We start from the raw sequence: 22,631 nt of genomic DNA, 5'->3' as shown, positions 1-22,631 counted from the left end.
TTGTAGGTGTCACCCCATGATTAACAAGGAGCTATGCAATCTTTTTTGCCGCTGCTTCCTCCGGTGGGAGCTCTGCAACTGGCACCGCGGCAATGAGCTGCTTGGTGTAGGCTTGCTGCGGGTTGAAAATGACCTGCTCAACGCTTCCCTGCTCAACAATATGACCATGTTGCAGCACCAACACGCGGTCACAGAAATATTTCACGGTTGCGATGTCGTGAGTGATGAGGATAAACGCCGTGCCATAGGTATTTTGGAATTCAATCAGCAGATCCAATACCTGAGAACGCAGCGACACATCGAGTGCTGCGGTCGCTTCATCGGCAATCACCACTTTAGGAATGGTGACCAAAGCGCGTGCAATCACGATACGCTGACGCTGACCGCCTGAGAAAGCATGCGGGTAGCGACTGGAGAATTCTGGCGGAAGCCCTACCCATTTCATGATGTTGCGCACTCTTTCTTCACGCTGTGTTTTGTTCATTTCCGTGCGTAGCTTAAGTAGTGGCTCTTCAATGATGTCAAACACTGTCATGCGCGGGTTCAACGACGACCATGGGTCTTGGAAAATTAAACGCAGATCGGCAAACAAAGGATCGCGTTTCTGACGCTTGTAGTTAGACAGTTCAATTTCGCGTCCAGACACTTCGTCTACATATTGAATCGAGCCCGTACTCGCCGGTGACATGCCCAAAATCGCACGACCCAAGGTACTTTTTCCGGAACCCGATTCGCCAACGATGCCTAAGGATTCCCCAGGGTAAAGGGTTAAGCAGGCGTTATCGACCGCCGTCATAAACCGCTTTTTCTGGAACATTTTTGCCGGTTTTTCAAAAATCTTACTCACGCCATTCAAATCTAGAATCGGACGAGGCGGATTGTTGACATCCAGCGCAAACGGCACTTTCACTTTGGACGGTTTTTCCAAAGCGCGCGTTGCTTCCATTAACTTACACGTGTAGGGGTGTTGAGGGTTCTCAAAAATCTGCCGTACCTCGCCACATTCGACCAATATCCCTTTTTCCATCACCGCGACGCGATCGGAAATCTGTGCCACGACACCCAAGTCGTGGGTAATGAACAAAATCGCCATGCCAAATTGCTGTTGTAGCGCGGCAAACAGGTCGAGAATCTCCGCCTGCGTGGTCACATCCAGCGCCGTGGTTGGCTCATCGGCAATCAAGATATCTGGATTAGAGGCAATCGCCATGGCAATCACCACACGTTGACGCTGCCCCCCAGAGAGTTCAAACGAGTATTTGTTGATCAAACTTTCCGGCTCTGGCATTTGCACTTGAGTCAGCAGCTCCAACGTGCGTGAATGTGCTTGCGCTTTGGTGATGTTCGGCTCAACCAAGCAGAGCACTTCTTTAATTTGGTCGCCCACAGTATGCACTGGGCTGAGCGCCGCCATCGGTTCTTGCGATACCAAGGAGATGTTGAAGCAGCGCATGTAGCGCATCTCTTTACTGCGCGGATCCATTTGTGCAATGTCGATGATCTGCCCTTGCTCGTTATGGTAAAGGATTTCACCCGAATCAATGCGGCCCGGCTTGTCCAGTAGCTGCATGATGGCGGACGACGTCACCGATTTGCCAGAACCTGACTCACCAATGACCGACAATGTTTCGCCGCGATAGAGGTCAAAACTGACCCCTTTAACCGCATGAAAATGTTCCGTACTGGTCGGGAAGCTTACGTTGAGATCTTTTACTTGAAGAATACGTTGTTTCATTATTATTTCGCTCCCTGATCGTGGTATGGGTCACAAGCATCGCGTAAACCATCGCCCACAAAGTTCATTGCCAAAATCACCACAATCACCGCCGCGGCAGGAATCAACAGCCAAGCCGCTTCCGCCAATGCGCGAATGTTTTGCGCTTCTTGCAGCAGTACGCCCCAACTCACCATCGGCGCCTGTAAACCAAGACCAAGGAAGCTCAGTGCGGTTTCACCCAGAATCATCGCGGGAATCGCCAGCGTCACCACCGCAATAATGTGGCTCAGGAAGTTCGGCACCATGTAACGGCGGATGATTTCAAACGGCGTGTTGCCATCGAGCCACGCAGCCGCGACGTACTCTTCGCTGCGCAATGACATAAAGCGGCTGCGCACCACTCGCGCCATGTCCGGCCAAGAGACCAAACCTAAAATAATGGTGATCAAGAAATACTTGGTGAGAGAACTCCATTCCGCTGGCAATGAGGCCGAAAGGGCCATCCACAAAGGCAGGGTTGGAATGGACTTCATAAACTCGATACTGCGCTGAATGAAGTTATCGATCGCCCCTCCGAAATAACCAGAGACACCGCCAATGACAATGCCGAGCACAAAGGTGGTGAATACCCCCATCAAACCGACCGAGAGAGAAATGCGCGCCCCATAAATCAGGCGAGACAACATATCGCGCCCCATTCGGTCAGAGCCGAGCACAAAAAATGGCTGCTTCGGATCATGTGGCACCACAAACTTGCGATTCATTGGGATAAAGCCCAGCAAGTAGTAACGCTCAGTCTCACCGAAAAAGGAGAAATACACTTTTTTGTTCTCATTTAGGGTGTAGTGACGTTTTAACGTGCGTGGATCGGTTTTGCTGTTATAAAACTCAAGGTGTGGCGCCCAACGCCATCCATCCTCCGTGGATTCAATCAAGCTCACCGCTTGTGGTGGCGCATAGGTGTAACGGCGCCAGTTATCACTGGGATCAAACGGAGCAAAAAACTCAGCGAAAATGGCAATAAAGTAAACCCACACGAGGAACCACATGCTGTACCACGCCAGTTTATGCTGACGCATTTTGAGTCCGATGAGCTGCCATTGGGTCGCGGTGGCTAAATCAAGCGTGGCTTTTTTGCGACCAAACAGTCGATTAAATAGATGAATTGCTTGTGTCGTCATGACTAAAACTCCTTCGCTACACCAACACGCACACGGGGATCAACCCAGTAGAGCAATAGGTCTGAAATCAAGGTACCAATAATGGTGAGAATGGACATGATGAGCAGGACATCCCCCGCGACATACATATCTTGAGCCCGCAATGCGGAAAGCATCAGTGGACCTAAAGTGGGGATGTTCATGACTTGGCTGACGATGATGTCCGCACCCAGCAGGGCTGGCAGCATCCAACCAATGGTGGAAACAATCGGCAAAATGGCGATGCGCACTGGGTACTTCATGATCAATTTGGCTTCGGTTTGCCCTTTCGCTCGCGCGGTTTTCACATAAGGCTTTTTCAGCTCATCAAGCAAGTTGGCGCGCATGATACGGATGATGCCTGCAAGGCCCGCCGTGCCCACTACCAAGATATAAATCCAGCTGCGAGATGCCGCATCGAGGAACTTGGCCCACGACATCGGCTGGTCAAGAAACTCTTCGGAGTAGAGCCCTGAGACCACCGTATCAAAGCTGTAGTAACCGATCAGCAGCGCCAGAATCGCAATCACAAAGTTGGGCGTCGCCATGCCGATAAAACCAAAAACCGTCGCCACATAATCACCCCAAGAGTATTGGCGTAGCGCGGAATACATACCGATAGGAATGGCAATCAAGAACTGGAAGAGGAACACCGCTGCAGCAAGAGCGACCGTTGGCCAAATGCGTGGTTCAATGGTTTCCCACACAGGTTGGTTGTTGGTGAGAGAGATGCCTAAATCCCCCGTCAGTAAGCCACCAACCCAGTCGAAATAACGTTCAAGCAGTGGTTTATCCAAACCATACATTTCACGCAGGGTATAAATCATTTGTGGGTCGACGGTTTGGCCCATTGACTGTAACTCCGCGATTTTGGACGAAGCAAAATCCCCCGGCGGCAAATCGATCACCGCAAAAATAACGATAGATACGGCAAATAATGTCACCAGTATCGACATCAAACGCTTACCTATAAACAGAAAAAAACTGCTCATTGTTGTTCCTTAATCCCAATCCTATTCGGAATATTTACAATGGTTGATGAAGGTCGAAACCTTCATTGTTAAGTGAAGAAAATTGGTTACCAAAACTGCTTAAGTGCAACCAATTTAATAACTCAACCCTATATTCATTTTTATTAGAACGCATCGTTAGTTATTTTTAAAACGCTTTTTCAGTTTTATGATAACAAGATCATCACCAAAGCGTTGAAGCGTGATCGAAGCCAAATTATTTGCATTGCAAATTTACTTTTAATTAACCATTCACCTTACAGATAATTAAAGTTGCCACGCCATTTGCCCGCAAATTGCTTAGCGTATCGCTGGAAAAAACTGAAGAAGACCGCCACCAATGGGTGAAAAAAATCAAATGGGGGGAACGATGCGGTAACGTGTTAGTCAAATTACTCTAATTTGTCACAAATCGAACATACGCTCAGACCTTTTCGAAAAAGGCCTTAGTGCCAAAGTCGATGAAAAGAGCGAGCCTCGGCAACGCTCTCCAGCAGGAGGAAGTGAGTCAATCGAGCGTGGATAATTTGACCAGTAAAGAGGCCTAGAAGGCGTTGCGCGGCCCTGAAGGTGTCGTAAATATCTGCTTGTTTTATCGTCCTATTTCGCATCGTGATGTGCGCAATCATTCGACAAATATTCAGCTCCATCTCGGCCCAGTGACGAAATGACTTAAAAACCATCACAACGAAGGGAAATAACGAATCCGATGACGAGTTCGCCCTCACCAAGTTACCTAGAAGCCGTTGTTACTCTTGGCTAGAAACAATTAAAATTCAGGTGGTTAAATAAAATTAACGCGAACTATCTTGCAAGTTTAGCCTTATATTTCCCATTGATGCCTTATTTAGAGAAATAAAATAAGGCCCAGCATTGAGCGCTGGGCCTGACAATATTGCGTTATAGAAACTCGCCGTGGATTACTGCTGTTTCCAAAGCTGACTCATGCGCATTGGCCCAGGGGTTGGGAAAGTCCAAGACTGAGGCATGTTTTCTGGCACGTTCTGCAGCTTGTTGTTCACCACCACGCCTACCGGCAGCGCTTCTACTGTACCAATCACGTAGAAGTGCTCTTTCGCGATGTCGAGGATCTCGTCCATATACTTAAACTGCGCTTCTTGCGAAGAGGTATTTTGAATCTTGTTCCACAGCTCCAACTGCTTCTTCACATGCGCAGGTGGCTCTACAGCAAATTCATTGCCCGGCTCTGAAGCCCACAAGTAGTAGCCTAAACCCCAAGTCGATTCTGGGCTAAACGGCATGTAGTGACGCGCTTCATCAATGATGCCCACACCGCCATCACCGACAATTGGGATCATGTCGAAATCGTTGGTCAAACGAATGTTGGTGACATGGTTGATTTCCAGAACGCGAATATCTAAGAACACACCCACCGCTTTCCACTGCTTCTTCACCAGTTCCAGTGAATCGGCCAACACGCCTTTATCGTTGGTTTTCGATACCGCTTCAACACGCAGACGTTCACCATTTTTCATTAAACGGTAGCCTTCTTTGTCACGTTGCGTCAGACCCAGCGAGTCCAACAACTTATTGGCTTTTGCGAGATCAAACTCCGTGTACTGCGTCGCCATCTCTTCATCGAAAAATGGCGAGATTTCAATCGGTGCCGCTTGATGTGGCCCAACCGCACCCGAGAAGACGGCTTCACTGATCTCTTCACGATCAATCGCATGAGAAAGCGCAACACGGAAATCTTTGCTTTGGAACAGTTCACGTTTCACCGGATCTTTGACCGTTTGGTTTAGCGCAATCGCCAGTTCCGTGCTTCGTGTGTTTGGTCGGAACTCATAGGTGTAACCACTCTTCTTCTCGTTGTCGATCAGCATTGGGCGGTAACTTGGCTGACCAATGTGACGATGTTGGAAGTCCGCTTCACCGGCAGCGGCACGCAGCACCATCTCTTCTTGGTCTTCACTGTAACGCCAGCGAACGCTGTCTAGGTAAGGCAATTGGTTACCTTCGGTATCGACTTGCCAGTAATACGGGTTACGCTCAAACTCGGCAAAACTCGCGTTTGGACCCGGTGCCACTTTCACTTTCCATGCTGTCAACACAGGGCGATCAACGTTGTTGTAATGCTCGATGAAGTAGTGGGCATTGCATTTGGTCGACGCGTACTGACGCCAAGAATCAAAGCCTTCGGCTTTGGCCATTTCTGCCGCTTTCGGATTGAACTTTGGAATGAACTGTTCACAGTAATGTTTTGGATAGGCGGTGAAGCTTTCACTATCTACGGTGGCCAAGCTGCGAATAAACAAACCATTTGGTTTGGCCAAGGTGATTTTCACAGTGTACTTGTCTAGCACTTCCGCTTTCGCGGCATCGTGAGTCGGTAGAGCCAGTGGACGGTTACCTGCGTGCTCTGGGTCACCCACAATGTCATTGATGTAAAACGCAATGTCCTCTGCGGTAAATGGCGTGCCGTCAGACCACTTCACCCCTTTGCGCAAAGTAATGGTGTATTCGGTATTTGCCTCATTGGAAGTAAATCCAGTGGCTAGGTTTGGCACCACTTTTGAGTAGTAAACATCGAAATTAAACAGGTTGTCGTAAGCGATGGTACGCGCGCGGTGACCGTTATCGACCACTTTACCGACCAAGTTCAACGTGCCGCCGTATTGCCCCACCGATTCAAACGGTTCAACCACTAGCGGATTTTCCGGTAAACGTTCGATCACTGGCGGTAATTTTCCAGCCGCAACGAGCTCTTTTAACTGTGGGGCTTCATTGTAGGTATCAGCCCAAGTTGAGAAAGAAATAGACGCAGCCACAGCGATTGCGACTTTGCCAAGTAGAGGTAAGCTATTCTTATAGTTCATCAGTCACTCCCTGATGTGATTTACAAATTATGGGTAAAATTTTTCTGCTTCGCATAAACCATCCAGCTCAGCGAGGCCATTTGCCTGCATTCACCGCAATCACATACTGGTGCGTACCGGGTTCGATACGCCCTGTGATGGCAGGAACACTGGCGTGGGGATAAAGCAAATTGGTGTTCGGCGCACATGGGTAAACGCGCGTTTGTCCTTCACCTTGTAATAAAATCAGTTCACTGAACAATCGCTCTGAGCTCACCTTCGCTGGTTGAATCACCTGATGGCTAAACCACGCCGACCAGCAATCCACCGCGTGCCCCGTCATGACAAAATTCAGTTCGATGTCGGTGGTGATCTCATGGCGGCGGATTTCACCTCGTTCAGACCACTGCTGACGCGTTTTCACCACACAACCTTCAAATGGTTGCCACAGCGAGACCAAGGCATCACCATCTCGATAACAGTCAGTGTTGCGGTGACGGCTAAACCATTGCCCCGTCTGCGGATGGGCAAATGCGACGATGTTGTCACCCGCCCAACCTTGATCGAGCCAGCGGGTTGATTCGACACACAAGCCATGCAACGAGCTATAAGCGAACTTGCTGTATTTGTCTTCACAGTGGCGCAGCTCATTGGCTGGAGCTGCGTTGGTCAGCAGATAACTGCCTTGGCGTCGTACCATTTGATGGTGTTCGCTAATCCAAGTCGCTGGCAGCTCACTAGCCAAAGGCTGTTCGGCTGCACGCCAAAACGGATGCTCTTCCGCAAGATTGAGGGCATTAAAGGCTTTGAGCGCCAGCATCGGTGATGCATAACTGGTGTAAAACTCACTGCTTAAGAGATTCGGGTAAGCAAAACCGGGCAACAATTGCGCTTGCTGATCGCAAATCGGTTGCTTTGCCCACCAGCGCATGGTTTGCATCCAGTAGTTTTTGGCGGTCACGATATCCATGTCTGGGTGATCGTGTCGGGCAAGCTCTGCCCAAAAAGCGGCGCCTGCAAAACGGTAGTTGAGCGAGCGGCCATAGCATAGCGGCTGTCCGTCATCACCAAACCAATACTGGTAGCCATGGGAAAACGCCACCGCACGCGCCAACAAACGTTGGCACAAATCACCTTCGCCTTGCTGCCAACGCACATACACCAATGCATAAAGTTGAAAAGCAAACGGATTGTAATAATCGAGCGCACCGCCTTCGCCATCTTGATACCAACCATCATCGAGATAGAGCGCATCGACAAAGGCGAGATCATCGGCCAGCACTTGCTCGTTAATCTGCTCGCCCAATTGCTGCAAGGCACTGAGGATAAGAATACGAAACCAACGCCAGTTGTTCGGAGGGAGTTGTAAATCCGTCACCGCACGCAGCCAATTCACCAAGTGCTGCTTTTCTTGTGAAGAAAGAGGCAGCCAATAGCATTCCTTTGCATCCACCAGCGCAACGGCAATGGAGGCCATTTCCACCACACGTTGATCGTAGTTTTTCGGCTGCTGCCAATAGTGTTCTGAATCTGGATCGCAACCCGCCACCACCATCTGACGTAAGGTGTGATGCGCTTGGTTGAGCTCATGCGTTGCAGGAGCCGCGCCCCATAGTAACCGACAAAGGTGCTCTAGCTTCGCCACTTCGGTGGGGTAATGCGCGGCACTGTTGTGCGTCGGGCGATCACCACTCTGCTCGGTTAATACCGGAAGTTGACGCTGCACAATTTCATTCAACAGTTGCAGCGTTTCTGCTCGACAGCTAAATGTCACATCCTGCTTCACCAATTGATTGAGGCTGATGGCCACGGGCTACTCACTTATCAATAATTTCATCAATGTGGCAATTAGAACTCATCACCACTAATTATTGAAACGCTTTTTTATATTTATGATATGAAGATCAAAACTCTGTTTCATTTTTTATATTCAATGCATACATAGTTCACAAAAATCGATAAGATTCGGCAATATAATTGAACCATCATTTCATTTAATGGGAGTTGCGTGTGAATTTTGCTCTATTGCTCATGGACCAGACCCGAGCGGATATGCTTGGTTGTTATGGTCATCCTGTGGTCCAAACCCCCAATATGGACAGCATTGCCGCGGCGGGGGCACGCTTTGAACAAGCGTTTTGCGCCTCTTCTGTCTGCACTCCGTCAAGAACCTCTCTATTCACTGGCAAGATGCCTTCTCACCACGGCGTGATGTGTAACTCGGATAAAGAGGGCGACAAATGTGACGTGCCGCTTGAGGACGCTAACCTGATCAGCGAGTTGCCCAACCACCAGCACATTTACATTGGTAAATGGCACATCGGCCATCAAAAACTGCCGCAAGAATACGGTTTCGTTGGCCACAATTTTGATGGCTATGCCTACCCTGGTAGTGGTGTTTACCAAAATCTGGCCTTTGATAGCGTGCCACTCAACGGCAACCGTTACCAAGAATGGCTACATGAGAAAGGATTTGCCCTTCCCAAAGTCAGCGACTGCACCTTCGGCAACAACCCCAATCTGAAAATCCAAGAGTTCTATGGTTTGCTCCATGCCCCCGTTGAAGCGTCGATTCCGTATTTTTTGGTGGATGAAGCCATCTGCCACATTGAAAAGTGTCTGCAGCAAAATCAGTCCTTCACCTTATGGATGAATTTCTGGGGTCCGCACACGCCTTGCATCATCCCAGAACCCTACTTTTCAATGTACCAACCTGAACAAGTGACCTTTGATGAAAGCTTCTACCATCCTTTGATTGGCAAGCCGGAGCACTACCAAAACATTGCCAAAATGTGGGGAGTATGGAGCCTAGATGAAGAAATCTGGCGAGACATTGTCTGCAAATATTGGGGGTACATTACGCTGATTGACGATGCCATTGGCCAATTGCTCGACTTCCTTAAACAACACGATCTCTACGATGGGCTGTTTTTGTCCATCTCCGCCGATCATGGTGACGCGATGGGTGCACATCGGATGATCGAAAAAGGCGAGTTTATGTTTGATCAAACCTATCGCGTGCCGCTGATCATCAAAGACCCCAATGCAAGCCAGATGGGCGCTCACTATGATGATTTGGTTTACCTGCACGATCTCACCGCCACTTATGCCGACATCGCCAGCGCTAAGGTGCCGGAGAGTTTCGATGGCCAATCACTGCTGCCGATCTTACGCCAGCAAGCAGGGCAAAGCGTGCCCGCTCGTGAGGGCATTCTTGCTCAGCAAAATGGCCACTTCACTCCCTACCCACAGCGCATGTGGCGCACCAAAGAGTACAAACTGGTGTTTAATGCCAGCGGCCGCAGTGAGTTGTATCATCTGCGCCACGATCCGCAGGAGATGCACAATCTGATTGATGATCCAAACTATGGCGAGATCAAACAATCGATGATTGAGGCCATGTATGCGGAAATGCAACGCTACCACGATCCGTTGTGCACCTGGTTTTATCGCATGAAGGCGGTGATTTAGTCACCGCCAGGCCAGAGTGGCATCATTGTTCACTCTGGCGTAAAAACTGACGGTAAGCGGAAGCGGGCAATTGGCGACGCAGGCACTCTCCCATTGCGCGAAGGTAAGGCTGGATATGCGAGAAAAAGGCAAAATACCCCGCGCAGAGGTAGTGTTTCGCCGTTAACGACAGTTCGCCATTGTCATCGATACGTTGGGCTGGGCAAGCACCATGACACAAATAACGCTGGCTGCACCCTTGGCAATGCAGTTGGCTTCCCATGGGTTTGCGCAGAGAAAACTGCTGCTGAATGGGGGTTTCAATCAAGTCGGGATAATCTCGCTCACGCACGTTGCCCAGCTTAAATTCAGGGTAGACGAAGTGATCGCAACTATACGCATCGCCGTTGTGTTCAATCACCAGATTATCGCCACATTGCGGTGCATGCACACAAATGGATGAAGGCATCCCCAGTTGCATGCCCAAAGCGTTATCAAAATGACTGACAAACACTTCCCCCATGTCGTGCTGACGCCAAGTTTCAAACACATCAATCATAAATTGACCAAATTGCTCGGGGGAAACGCTGCGCGAAGAGACCCCCTTACCTTTGACCGGCTCGACAATAGGAATGAACTGAATAAAACGTGCGCCCAATGCTTTTAAATGCTGGTAGACCCTTTTGCCATACGCACCATTGTGGTTTTGCACTACCGTCAGCACATTGAATTCGACTTGATGCTTTTGCAACACCCGCAAGCCGCGCACCACCTGATCATAAGAACCTTTGCCACTGCGTGTTTTTCGATAGTGGTCATGCAGCTCTTTATCCCCATCAAGGCTAATGCCCACCAAAAAGTGGTGGCGACGAAGAAAATCCCCCCACTGATCATCCAGCAGTATCCCATTGGTTTGTAAGGTATTGACGATCTGCATGCCTGCCCGCGCGTGTTTGCGCTGCAACGCCACCGCGCGTTGGTAGAATTCGACGCCTCTGAGCGTCGGCTCACCGCCTTGCCAACCAAAAGTCACTTCACCACACCCCACAGGCTGACTTTCAATGTAACTTTTGATGTGCGCTTCCAAAGCGTCATCACTCATGTCAAAGCGCTTGGTTTGCGGGTAATACTCGGTTTTGTCTAGGTAAAAGCAGTAATCGCAATCGAGATTGCAAACCGGACCAATCGGTTTGGCAAGAACATGGAACGGGCGTTTTGCTCGTGGCTTGGTAACGGGGATGTGTGCTGGTTGCATTCGCCTATCTCAACAAGTAAGTAACTTTGTTAATTTTACTTATTTTTTTTAAAACATCTTTTTATTTTATTATCACTGTGATCAATGACAGGTTTTTGAAACATCATTTCAATATAATAAATGCCCATATAGAAAGTGCATAATATGGCCCCTAAACCACCATGAAAAAACCGAACTTACTCTATGTTTTTCCTGATCAGTTTCGGCTGATGTCCCTTGGCATATGGCAAGACCCACACTATCAATCGCTGCTGCCAGGCAAGGGCGACCCCGTGTTGACACCCTACCTAGACCACTTTGCCGAGCAAGCCACCTTGCTCAGCAATGCCGTCAGTAACTGCCCAGTTTGCAGCCCTCATCGCGGCAGCTTATTCACCGGCCAGTTTCCGTCAAAAAGCGGAGTGCCGCTCAACTGCCATTCCGATCGTGTTGCCTCCCAACTGCCTGAAAAGGCACGCTGCTTTACCGATGTGCTCAGCGATGCCGGATACTACCTAGGTTACATTGGAAAGTGGCACCTTGATTGGCCAACGGAAAACGACCCTGCCAATCCTGGGCAGTATGTGGATAGTAAACGCCCCGCGTGGGACTCCTACACCGAGCCAAACCGTCGCCACGGCATTGATGAGTGGTATGGCTATGGCACGTTCGATCAACATTGCAATCCGCACTACTACGACACCAATGGGCAGCGCCATGAACCGCGCAAGTGGTCGGCAGAACATGAAACCGACAAAGCGATTGAGTTTCTCACGCGTCATCAACAGCAACGCCCAGATCAGCCCTTTGCTTTGTTTGTGTCGATGAACCCGCCACACAGCCCATACTCGAGTTTGCATGACTGCCGTGAAGCGGATTGGCAGCGTTACTGCGATCAGCCTTTAACGTCGTTACTCACGCGAGACAACGCCGACCATCACATGGAAAAAGCGCACAGTGCCCCGTTCTATTTCGCCAACGTGACGGGCGTCGACCAAGAGTTTGGTCGCTTGGTCGACACATTAAAAGCGCAGGGCGAATGGGAGAACACCCTTGTGGTCTTTACCAGTGATCACGGTGAAACCTTGTGTAGTCATGGCGTGACCGACGCCAAAAACAGCATTTATAACGAATCCCTCTGTGTGCCCTTTTTACTGAAAGACGCAATGCAAAACCAAGCGCAGCAACACCCTGCGTTTTTGAGCAGCGCAGACATCATGCCCACCGTATTGGGATTGATGGGTCTAAGCGATTTGTGCCCCGATGACATTCACGGTCGCAACCTAGCAGAGGTGTTTCGCTCCCCCTCTATCGCGGTAGGCCCAACTTGCGCCCTCTATTTAAAAAACATCGATAGCCCACCCTGCGCGGATGGCAAGATCCGCGATTACTTTGCCGTCTCACGAGGGATAAAAACCGAGCGTTACTCGTTGGCGCTGCACATTGACGCCTTTGGTCAACTCAGCGAGAGCCAATTTTTCGACAATCAAACAGACCCCTATCAAACCAACAACCGCCACTTTGATCCGAATGATCCTGTCGTGCGTCGCTTACTGCACGCCATGGCTCAAGAACTGGTTCGAGTGGATGATCCGTGGGCAGAGGAGCAAGTGCTTGCTCACATTCTCCCCTATGATTTGTTTGCCCAGGTTGGCATCAATAAGGAATTTTCATGACAGACCACACGCCCCCAAACGTTATCATTCTCTACGCCGATGACCTTGGCTTTGGCGACTTGAGTTGCTACGGCGCCAATGACATCCCAACCCCCAACCTCGATAAGTTGGCCCAAGAAGGGCTGAAGTTTCATCAAGGCTACGCCACTGCTGCGACTTGTACTCCTTCTCGTTATAGCTTGCTCACGGGCTCCTACCCATGGCGCAATCCGAAGGCAGCCGTGCTGCCCGGTGATGCACCGCAGATCATCACCATTTCTGATGCCACTATGCCTAAGATGTTCCAAAAGGCTGGCTATCGCACAGGGATCGTCGGCAAATGGCACTTAGGACTCGGCAATGGCGATCTCGATTTCAATCAAGAAATTCAAGGCACGCCAAATGATGTCGGTTTTGATGATTCATTCATCATGGCCGCCACCAATGACCGCGTACCTTGCGTTTACATCCACAATCGTCAGGTGGAAAACTTAGACCCTACCGATCCGATTGAAGTGACATACGATTGGGAGCACGCCTTTGCCGATGTCCCCAATGGCCGCCATAACCCTGAACTATTGGATGTGATGTACGATCACGGCCACGATGGCACCATCATCAATGGGGTCAGCCGTATCGGTCATATGCGTGGTGGGCAGTCCGCCATTTGGAACGATGAAACCATGGGGGAAGAGTTCGCGCAAAAAGCCATGGCGTTTATCGAACAACACCAACATCAGCCCTTTTTCCTTTACTACGCACTGCATCAGCCGCATGTGCCTCGCATACCTAACCCACGCTTTCGTGGCGTTACCCCTCACGGTGTGCGTGGCGATGTGATTGTCGAAATGGATTGGTGCATTGGCCAAGTGCTCGACAAACTAGAGCAGCTCGGACTCAAAGAGAACACGTTGGTGATTTTCTCCAGTGACAACGGACCCGTGCTCAACGACGGTTACAAAGACCAAGCGGTAGAACTCAATGGCGAGCACCGCATGGCAGGGCCGTTGCGTGGTGGCAAATACAGCCTGTTTGAAGGCGGGACTCGGGTGCCGTTTATCGTGCGTTGGCCCAATGGCATTGTCGATGGAGAAACGGACGCCCTGTTCAACCAAGTGGACCTCTACCACTGCTTTGCGCAGCTAACCGGCATTGAGTTGCAAGAGCAGGAAGCACCCGATAGCCAACCGCTACTCGAGACCTTACTGGGCAAAGAACACCAAGGACGCCGCGAAATGGTGCTGGAAGGCATGCAATATAAGAAAGTCTTCCGAGACCAACGTTATGCCTATATCCCGCCACATGATGACGACTTCATCTGCCAGTACACTGGCAATGAAAAAGGCAACCTCTCTCGCCCTCAGTTGTACGATTTGCACGATGATTTGGGGCAGTTAAATAACCTTGCCGAACTCTATCCAGAGAAAGTCACCGAGTTCGCCGCGGCGCTGGAGCGTCATATCACGGCCCCGCGTACACGTTAAATAACCGCACTAAACCAAAGAGCCCGATGAAAACATCGGGCTCTTTCGCTATCACGTTTTGAACTGCTCGTTTTAGCACAACTGCCACTCCCTGTAGCCCCACGCACCAATTAGGATTAGAATTCCGCCATCTGAATAACCAACGATAAAAACGAACACCAAAAATGAACAAAAGCTTATTGACCAACGTGATTGCCTTAGCGGCTTTGGCAGCAGGTTTCGCGCTGAAAAACGACTACCTTCTTTATGCTGGCTTATTTGCCTTCTCTGGCGCCATTACCAACTGGCTAGCGATTCATATGCTGTTTGAAAAAGTGCCGGGGTTATACGGCTCGGGTGTGATTCCTGCGCGCTTTGAGGAGTTTAAAGCGGCGATCAAAAACTTAATGATGGAGCAGTTTTTTACCAGCGAGAACATCGATAAGTTTCTCAGTAAAGAGATGGCCGGTGGCAAGAGCTTCAATCTCGAGCCCATCATTGCCAAAGTCGATTTCAACCCAACGTTCGACTCGCTGGTTGATGTTATCGCCCAATCGCAATTTGGTGGCATGCTGGCGATGTTTGGCGGCACAGAAGCCTTGATTCCCCTCAAACAACCGTTTGTCGAGAAGATGCAGCAAGCCATGGTGGATCTCAGCTACAGCGACACCATCAAGCAGGCATTGAAAGAAGAACTCGAAGCGCCCGCGATGATGGAAGAGATCCAACAAAACATCGAAAACATTATTGATCAGCGTCTCAACGAATTAACGCCTAAATTGGTGAAAGAGATGGTGCAGAAGATGATCAAACAGCATTTAGGCTGGCTTGTGGTTTGGGGTGGCGTGTTTGGCGGCCTGATTGGTGTCATCACTTCCGTCGTTGCTTAGCCACTGACCGCTGCAGAAACAACAGAGGGAAGCCCAGTGCTTCCCTCTTCTATTTTGGCGCTGACTTGCCCCCTCGCTGGGGTATGTCCCGCACCGCTGATCTGTCGCGTTACTTTTGGTACAAGGTCGACAACAACTCTGGGTTCACACCAAAGCCCGTTTTGTGCTCCTCAATCACCACTTCGCTGCGCGTTTGAATCACCCCCGGCAGAGTCCCTAGCTTGCTCGACATAAACTCTTGATACGCCTTCATGCTTTTGACACGCACTTTGATCATGGTGTCAAAATCGCCCGACAATGAGTAACACTCCTCAATCTCCGGCATATCGGCGACAGCTTTGGCAAACTTTTCAAAGATGGAAAAGCTGGTTTGATCAAGACGAATATGAATAAACACCTGGACATCCAAGCCCAACTTTTCGGCATTGAGTTCAGCGTGATACCCCTTGATGTACCCTTCTTTCTCTAAACGTTTGACTCGCTCAGAACACGGTGAGGTGGTCAAGTTGACCTGCTTAGCCAGTTCCACCACAGGTAAACGGCCTTTTAAGTGCAAGATGCGTAAGATTTGCAGATCGATACGATCCAACGGGTAAGCTGACATCTTTCATCCCTTTCTTGTTTTTTGTCAGTGTACTGGTTAACCCAGTATGCCATCAATAGCTGAGAGTTTAATGAGATGTAGTCACTCATTCAGCAAACATATTTTTCCTTATTAAATAAGATTTTTTTCTTATTTTACTGGCACTTATTGAACTTCATGATGAATTTAATGAGCCAGAAAGAAAAGAGTCTTTGTTCCAAACGGAGATAATGCAGGGGAGCGATATGAATCATAATGCACTATACAGAATGATATTCCCATATCGTTTTTGCGCAGCGATATTTATAACAACTCAAGCTGCTGTCAATCTACTTTGCTCGTCAGTTTCTGCCGACAACTCACTTCGATTGAACACAGGAGAAAGCATGCAAACCGTCATGATTAAATACCAACCTTTCGCGATTGGCGAATGGACCACACTGCACGTATCCACCGACGTAGCAAAAGCATTAGAAAAAGAGTACCAAGCGTATGGCTGGCCTGTTGAAGTCAACGACGATGCCAGTGAGGTCGATAGCGAACTGGCGTAATCGGCCTGCCTAGCTGATTGGCTGAACCATTCTCGGAGAAAGGGATTTCACCGTTGCTGTATTATGCGTATTACAGTAGCGGCAGAAATGCTGTGGTTCCATTTGATAATAGTGGTCACCAGAAACAAACTTGGTCATCAGTTGGGTAAAACTTTGTAGCCGACTTGCAAACGTATCACTCTGCTCTACCTGACAACGACGCATAACGACTTTGTGTGCGGTTGTTTTTTTACACGCTGAGCAATAGATTTGTGGCATGACCCTTCCCCTGATGTACGATGCTGCTAATGACAATTGACACATTTTGACCAAATAAATTCCCCACACAAAAAGCGCCTTTTCATTTTTGTGCTTTAGATTCAAAAAATTGCTTCTACACATCAATAAATTGCGATCGCTATCGATCAACGCCCTGCGGATTGGAGGCTAGCATAAAGGACTTTTTTGCTTTTATGTTAGAGCAAGGAAAAAATTTTACTTATTAGTAAAAAGACAAACCCCCATCAGCCTAAGCAGATGGGGGTTCACTATTTACAATGTAAATCGAAAGGAAGTTTCAACCTTTGGCTTCAATCAACCATGAGATTAATCCAACTCAACCAACTTTTTCTCAAACTCTTGGTGCTGCTCTAGAACAGCCTTATCTGCACCACCGGTTAGCTTGCTGACCGCAATAATCGCGATGGTTGAGAAGATGATCCCCGGTACGATTTCGTACACGTCGAACCAACCGCCAGTCAGCTGTTTCCAAACCACGATAGTAATGCCACCAATCAGGATACCCGCCAGTGCGCCGTTGCGGTTCATCCCTTTCCAGTAAAGGCTTAGCACAACGGCAGGACCGAAGGCAGCACCAAAACCAGCCCATGCGTAAGAAACAAGGCCCAATACCGAGCTATCTGGTGTCATGGCAAGGACAAGCGCAATGATGGAAATCACCACCACACCAATACGACCCACCATCACGATTTCTTGCGAGCTTGCGTCTTGCTTGATCACTTGCTTGTAAAAATCTTCCGCTAATGCTGAAGACGAAACCAACAGTTGAGAGTCCGCAGTACTCATGACCGCAGCTAGAATCGCCGCTAGTAAGATACCGGCAATAACAGGGTGGAACACACTGTTCACTAGCAACATGAAGATTTTTTCACCATCACCAAGCTCAGTACCCGGATGGCCGTTAACCCATACAAGGCCAACCAAACCAACCAGAATCGCACCCGCCATCGATAGCGCAGTCCAACTCACTGCAATGCGACGAGCCGTACCCAACTCACGGTTAGTACGAGAGGCTTTAAAACGCGCCAAAATATGTGGCTGACCAAAATAACCAAGACCCCAAGCAACCAGTGAAATAATCGCGATCGCACTGAGTGGCTCACCTTTGGCATCGTTCCACAGCGTCAGTAGCTCTGGGTTAATGTTGTGCATGTCGGTCGTCAGTTGGCCAAAGCCCCCTTCCATTACAGCAATAGGAACAATCATCAACGCCGCCGCCATCAACAGGCCTTGCACTAAATCTGTCCACGATACCGCGAGGAAACCACCAAACAAGGTGTACGAAACCACACACAGGGTACCGATGATCACCGCGGTGCTGTAATCAAGACCAAACACAGTTTCAAACAGTTTGCCCCCTGCAACCAAGCCTGAGCTGGTATAGAAAAGGAAGAACAACAGAATGAAGAAAGCAGAAATTGTCTGAATCAGTTTTGATTTGTCATCGAAACGACGTGACAAGAATTCAGGCAAAGTAAGCGCATCTGTTTGAATACTGTAAGTACGAAGACGCTTGGCACTGACTAGCCAGTTTGCCCAAGTACCCACCAACAAACCACCAGCAAGCCAGAACGACTCGATACCCGCGGCGTAAGCGTAACCAGGTAGGCCCAGCAACAACCAACCACTCATGTCCGATGCCCCAGCAGACAGCGCCGCTGGCCATGGACCTAAGCTACGACCACCCAAGAAATAGTCACTTGAGCTGGATGTCTTTTTGTAGGCATAAAGCCCAATAGCCACCATAAGAAGTAAATAGGCAATAAAAGTGCCCGTAATAGCGAAGCTACTCTCTATCATTAGATAGTCCTCATTAGAATAATAATCCTTCCTTGGCTCCCCCAAACGGCGTGGGGGAGCATGGAAAGGTTAGTGAGTATCGTTCCCCAACTCGAGTAGAGTTGCGTTACCACCCACTGCGGTAATATTTATGGTTCGCGTACGCTCGGTAATAAAGCGCAGCGAGAGATGCGGATCATGAGCAAGCAGAGCGCCTGTTTGATCCGTTGCAGAAACCAAACCAACGATAGCACCGTTACGTTTGGCCAATTGTAGATTGAGATCATGCTCAACCTGCGCATTACCCACGTAACCGACACTGCGTACATCACGGTCGATGAGCTGTAAAACCGCATCGTAGGCGACCATTTGCACTAGGTTGGAAGGGAAATGCGTCTGTTCAAGGGCGCTGCTGAGCAAGCCGTTGAACTCTGAGTTATCACTGCAAACGATGACGCTGTTACCAGCGATCAGCGCGCAGGTCACTAAAGCAAAAGCGTTGTACAGAGCTTGCTCTGAATCGCTTTGCTCGTTTTCAACGATCACCAGCGCCACCCCACGGCCCGCGGTGTACAACTCGTTGGTTTCTCCGGTAGGCCCAACCAAAAGGTGGGCGTCAGCCAATAGCGAAGAGGCTTGTTGCAAGTGGTAAGACACCACCTTGGCAACCAGCGCATGCTTCCCATCCAGAGCGGCTTTAAATGCAAGCAAGTGCTCACATTTGTAATCAAAATTGGTTAGATTCCACTGTTCCCATGCTGAGAAAGCATCCGAAAAACTCGTCACTTGATGAACCATGATGTTGCTCCTTATGCGTTCTCAGTCTGGTTAAATTGCACTTGGGTAAAGCGGTACAAGTAGTGTGGACCACCTGCTTTTGGCCCAGTCCCCGATAAACCCTGACCACCGAATGGCTGCACGCCAACCACCGCACCCACTTGGTCGCGGTTGATGTAGCAGTTCCCCACTCGTGCGTGTTTTTCAATCCAGCGGTAGGTGGTTTCGTTACGACTGTGAATACCCATGGTCAAACCAAAGCCCGTTTGGTTGATTTGTTCCACCACGCGAGTCAGTTCAGACGCTTTGAAACGCACAATGTGCAGGATCGGGCCAAATTGCTCTTCTTTAAGTACATCGATGCCTGAGATTTCAAACGCCGTTGGTGCGACAAAATCACCATGCTGACAATCGTCCGTCAGTGTCAGTTGCGCAATCGGCTTCTGAGTTTGGTTCATCTGCTCGATATGCTGCAGCAGCTTTTCTTTCGCGCGCGCGTCAATCACTGGCCCCACATCGGTTTTGTGTAGATGTGGCACACCAACACTCAGTTCATTCATTGCCCCTTGGATCAAGCCAATCACTCGGTCGGCAATGTCTTGCTGAACAAACAGCACACGCAGTGCTGAACAGCGTTGACCTGCAGAAGCAAAGGCAGAGCGGATCACATCACGCACCACCTGCTCTGGCAGCGCAGTACTATCCACGATCATCGCGTTTTGACCACCGGTTTCGGCGATAAACGGCACCGGTTTGGCTTCACGTTGTGCCAAAGTCACGTTGATGCGTTGCGCCGTGGCGGTGGAGCCCGTAAACGCCACACCCGCAATGGCTGGGTGAGAGGTGAGCGCCGAGCCAATGTCCGCACCACGACCAGGGATCAGTTGAACAACGCCCGCCGGGAAACCCGCTTGTAGCATGAGTTCTACCGCACGCACCGCGATCAAACTGGTTTGTTCCGCCGGTTTCGCTACGACCGTGTTGCCCGCCACGAGCGCTGCGGTCACTTGCCCAAGGAAAATCGCCAGCGGGAAGTTCCACGGACTAATACAGACAAACACCCCCAAACCTTCACGGCTGGCAATGCGTTTCACGCCATCAAGGCCTTCTAACTCAAAGGGTTGCAGATTTTGCGCTTGTTTGGCGTAGTAACGACAGAAATCGACCGCTTCACGCACTTCATCAATACTGTCATGCAGTGTCTTGCCCGCTTCTTGGTGACAAAGCGCCACCAGCTCAGCCAAGTTGGCTTCCATCAAGTCAGCGAGGTTGTCTAGGCAACGCGCTTTCTCCACCAACGGTGTGCGATTCCAATCGGCAAAAGCCGCTTGTGCGATGTCGATCGCTTGGGAAACATGATCAAGGTTAGCAAACGCAATTTGCCCCACTTGGATACGACGATCATACGGCGCTGTGACACTTTCCGCTTGACCGTCCTTGATCATGCTTTCGGCCAGCGATGCGCCGTTGATGATCGGGCCAGCTAACCACTGCTTGCTCAAGAAGGACTCAACCTGTGCTTCAAACGGCTTGGCTTCACTTTCGATATCCACGTTAACGCCATAGGAGTTTTTACGCTCAGGGAAAATCGCCGCTGGCAATGGGATCTTGGTATTGTTCAGGGTTTCAAATGAGGTCAGTGCTTCTACTGGGTGTTTGGTAAGCTCTGCCACTGGGCAGCGCGCATCAACCAAACGGTGGACAAACGAGCTGTTGGCACCGTTTTCCAGCAGACGACGCACTAGGTATGGCAGCAAATCTTTGTGGCTGCCCACTGGCGCGTAAATTCGTACTGGCTGACGATACTGCTCCATAACATGGTTATAGAGAGAATCGCCCATGCCATGCAGACGTTGGAACTCGTAGTCACTGTGAGTCGCCATGGTGGCAATCGAGGAAACGGTTTGCGCATTATGGCTAGCAAATTGCGGGAAGATGTTGCCGCGCACGTCATCGCTTAATAGGAAGCGAGCACACGCTAAGTACGCCACATCGGTGGCTTCTTTGCGAGTGTAAACCGGGTAGTTATCGTAACCACGCTGCTGAGACCACTTCACTTCGCTGTCCCAATACGCGCCTTTCACCAAACGCAGCGGGATCAAATCGCCTTGCTCTTTAGCAAGTGCATTGAGCCACACCAACACCGGCAGAGCACGTTTGGAATACGCTTGCACCACCAGACCAAACTTACCCCAACCTTTGACCGTTTCACTGCGGTAGAGTTTTTCAAACAGTTTGAGAGAGAGCTCTAGGCGGTCGGCTTCTTCCGCATCAATGGTAATCGCAACGTCTAGCTCGACAGCGCGTTTCAGCAGCTGTGCTAACGTATCAAACAGCTCGCTCATCACGCGGTGTTCATTGGCCACTTCATAGCGAGGATGCAAGGCAGAGAGCTTGATCGATACCGACGGCGCGGGGCTGGTGTCATTACCATACGTTTCACGGCCCACCGCCTCAATCGCCATCAAATAATCTTTGAAGTATTTATTGGCATCCGCGGTGGTCAGCGCCGCTTCACCCAGCATGTCAAAAGAGTAAGTGAAACCTTTATCGCGCATCGGGCGGCCATTTTTCTGCGCCTCTTCGATGGTGCGACCACGTACGAATTGATGACCCATGATCTTCATCGCCTGATACATGGCTTTGCGGATCACCGGCTCAGAAAGTTTGTTTACCAAGCGATTAAGCGCTTGGCTGGCGCTTTGCGTCTCTTCGTCTGCAAGCCCAATGACTTTGCCTGTTAACATCAAGCCCCAAGTCGAGGCGTTAACAAACACAGATTCTGAGTTTTTAAGATGCGATTTCCAATCTGCCACGCTCATCTTATCTTTGATCAGAGCGTCAGCCGTGGCCGCATCCGGAATACGCATCAGCGCTTCAGCCAAACACATCAGCAAGATACCTTCGTGTGTGTCTAGGCTGTACTCCAACAACAGAGCATCGATCAGTTGGATCGACTTCTTGTCGGCACGAATCGCTTCAATTAGTTGAGTCGTTCGAGTCGCGATCGTTTGTTTTTCTTCCGCTGAAGGGGTAGCCAGTGGCAAGAGCTGCCCAAGCCATTGAGATTCATCCACCATATACAATGGGGAGATCAATGCCCATAGCTTGTCGAGCGGCTGCGCGACAAACTCCGGCTTCAACACATCTGTTGCTGTAAACATGCGTTTTCCTCAATCTCATCCCCGAAAACCGCTTCGGGGCTACACAATGGCAGGCAGTGTA

16 protein-coding genes are annotated in these 22,631 nt (G+C 49.8%); 5 read left to right on the top strand and 11 right to left on the bottom strand.

Going from position 1 to position 22,631, the window contains the following annotated elements; all coding sequences use genetic code 11:
- Positions 1–31: 31 nt before the first annotated feature.
- The 5 genes from LZU85_RS00735 to LZU85_RS00715 all read right to left on the bottom strand — a co-directional run bounded on the left by LZU85_RS00735 (position 32) and on the right by LZU85_RS00715 (position 8,555).
- The gene (locus tag LZU85_RS00735; RefSeq protein WP_237286109.1) at positions 32–1,735 is read right to left on the bottom strand and encodes a dipeptide ABC transporter ATP-binding protein; all 1,704 of its coding nucleotides are present in this window, start codon (positions 1,733–1,735) and stop codon (positions 32–34) included.
- A 2-nt stretch (positions 1,736–1,737) separates the two neighbouring features.
- Positions 1,738–2,898 (bottom strand): ABC transporter permease, encoded by a 1,161-nt coding sequence (locus tag LZU85_RS00730; RefSeq protein ID WP_176297864.1) that lies wholly within the window; start codon positions 2,896–2,898, stop codon positions 1,738–1,740.
- Positions 2,899–2,900: 2 nt separating this feature from the next.
- On the bottom strand, positions 2,901–3,908 hold the full coding sequence (locus LZU85_RS00725; RefSeq protein ID WP_237286108.1) for an ABC transporter permease: 1,008 nt from the start codon (positions 3,906–3,908) through the stop codon (positions 2,901–2,903).
- Positions 3,909–4,846: 938 nt separating this feature from the next.
- Positions 4,847–6,766 carry an ABC transporter substrate-binding protein gene (locus LZU85_RS00720; RefSeq protein WP_237286107.1) on the bottom strand — a complete coding sequence of 640 codons (1,920 nt, stop codon included), beginning with the start codon at positions 6,764–6,766 and terminating at the stop codon, positions 4,847–4,849.
- A gap of 67 nt (positions 6,767–6,833) precedes the next feature.
- A complete protein-coding gene (locus LZU85_RS00715) occupies positions 6,834–8,555 on the bottom strand; it encodes a DUF2264 domain-containing protein (protein WP_237286106.1) in 1,722 nt (573 codons plus the stop codon).
- A gap of 200 nt (positions 8,556–8,755) precedes the next feature.
- On the opposite strand from LZU85_RS00715, the gene LZU85_RS00710 reads away from it, so the two are divergent.
- Positions 8,756–10,216 (top strand): sulfatase family protein, encoded by a 1,461-nt coding sequence (locus tag LZU85_RS00710; RefSeq protein ID WP_237286105.1) that lies wholly within the window; start codon positions 8,756–8,758, stop codon positions 10,214–10,216.
- Positions 10,217–10,238: 22 nt separating this feature from the next.
- Here LZU85_RS00710 and LZU85_RS00705 read toward each other — a convergent pair whose 3' ends face one another.
- Positions 10,239–11,450, bottom strand: a complete 1,212-nt coding sequence (locus tag LZU85_RS00705) for an anaerobic sulfatase maturase (protein WP_237286104.1) — start codon at positions 11,448–11,450, stop codon at positions 10,239–10,241.
- Between the two features lie 161 nt (positions 11,451–11,611).
- Here LZU85_RS00705 and LZU85_RS00700 point away from each other — a divergent pair, with 161 nt between their 5' ends.
- The 3 genes from LZU85_RS00700 (at position 11,612) to LZU85_RS00690 (ending at position 15,437) form a co-directional block, all read left to right on the top strand.
- Positions 11,612–13,105, top strand: a complete 1,494-nt coding sequence (locus tag LZU85_RS00700) for a sulfatase family protein (protein WP_237286103.1) — start codon at positions 11,612–11,614, stop codon at positions 13,103–13,105.
- Positions 13,102–14,568, top strand: a complete 1,467-nt coding sequence (locus LZU85_RS00695; RefSeq protein WP_237286102.1) for a sulfatase family protein — start codon at positions 13,102–13,104, stop codon at positions 14,566–14,568. The genes LZU85_RS00700 and LZU85_RS00695 overlap by 4 nt, the downstream gene beginning before the upstream one ends.
- Before the next feature lie 164 nt (positions 14,569–14,732).
- Complete coding sequence (locus LZU85_RS00690) at positions 14,733–15,437, top strand: DUF445 domain-containing protein (RefSeq protein ID WP_237286101.1); 705 nt, start codon at positions 14,733–14,735, stop codon at positions 15,435–15,437.
- A gap of 109 nt (positions 15,438–15,546) precedes the next feature.
- Here LZU85_RS00690 and LZU85_RS00685 read toward each other — a convergent pair whose 3' ends face one another.
- Complete coding sequence (locus LZU85_RS00685; RefSeq protein ID WP_176297857.1) at positions 15,547–16,041, bottom strand: Lrp/AsnC family transcriptional regulator; 495 nt, start codon at positions 16,039–16,041, stop codon at positions 15,547–15,549.
- Positions 16,042–16,406: 365 nt separating this feature from the next.
- On the opposite strand from LZU85_RS00685, the gene LZU85_RS00680 reads away from it, so the two are divergent.
- Complete coding sequence (locus tag LZU85_RS00680; protein ID WP_176297856.1) at positions 16,407–16,571, top strand: hypothetical protein; 165 nt, start codon at positions 16,407–16,409, stop codon at positions 16,569–16,571.
- A gap of 9 nt (positions 16,572–16,580) precedes the next feature.
- Here the strand turns inward: LZU85_RS00680 and LZU85_RS00675 are convergent, their stop codons facing one another.
- The 4 genes from LZU85_RS00675 to putA all read right to left on the bottom strand — a co-directional run bounded on the left by LZU85_RS00675 (position 16,581) and on the right by putA (position 22,570).
- The gene (locus LZU85_RS00675; RefSeq protein WP_176297855.1) at positions 16,581–16,829 is read right to left on the bottom strand and encodes a hypothetical protein; all 249 of its coding nucleotides are present in this window, start codon (positions 16,827–16,829) and stop codon (positions 16,581–16,583) included.
- 327 nt (positions 16,830–17,156) lie between these two features.
- Positions 17,157–18,650, bottom strand: coding sequence for a sodium/proline symporter PutP (gene putP / locus LZU85_RS00670; protein WP_237286100.1), 1,494 nt, complete (start codon positions 18,648–18,650; stop codon positions 17,157–17,159).
- Between the two features lie 69 nt (positions 18,651–18,719).
- On the bottom strand, positions 18,720–19,427 hold the full coding sequence (locus LZU85_RS00665) for a 1-pyrroline-5-carboxylate dehydrogenase (protein WP_237286099.1): 708 nt from the start codon (positions 19,425–19,427) through the stop codon (positions 18,720–18,722).
- A gap of 11 nt (positions 19,428–19,438) precedes the next feature.
- The gene (gene putA, locus LZU85_RS00660) at positions 19,439–22,570 is read right to left on the bottom strand and encodes a bifunctional proline dehydrogenase/L-glutamate gamma-semialdehyde dehydrogenase PutA (protein ID WP_237286098.1); all 3,132 of its coding nucleotides are present in this window, start codon (positions 22,568–22,570) and stop codon (positions 19,439–19,441) included.
- Positions 22,571–22,631 lie beyond the last annotated feature (61 nt).

Source organism: Vibrio floridensis, from assembly GCF_021852965.1.
In the GTDB taxonomy this organism is placed as follows: domain Bacteria; phylum Pseudomonadota; class Gammaproteobacteria; order Enterobacterales; family Vibrionaceae; genus Vibrio; species Vibrio floridensis.
Note: the sequence above shows the minus strand (reverse complement) of the source record. Positions and strands in the feature narration are given on the sequence as shown.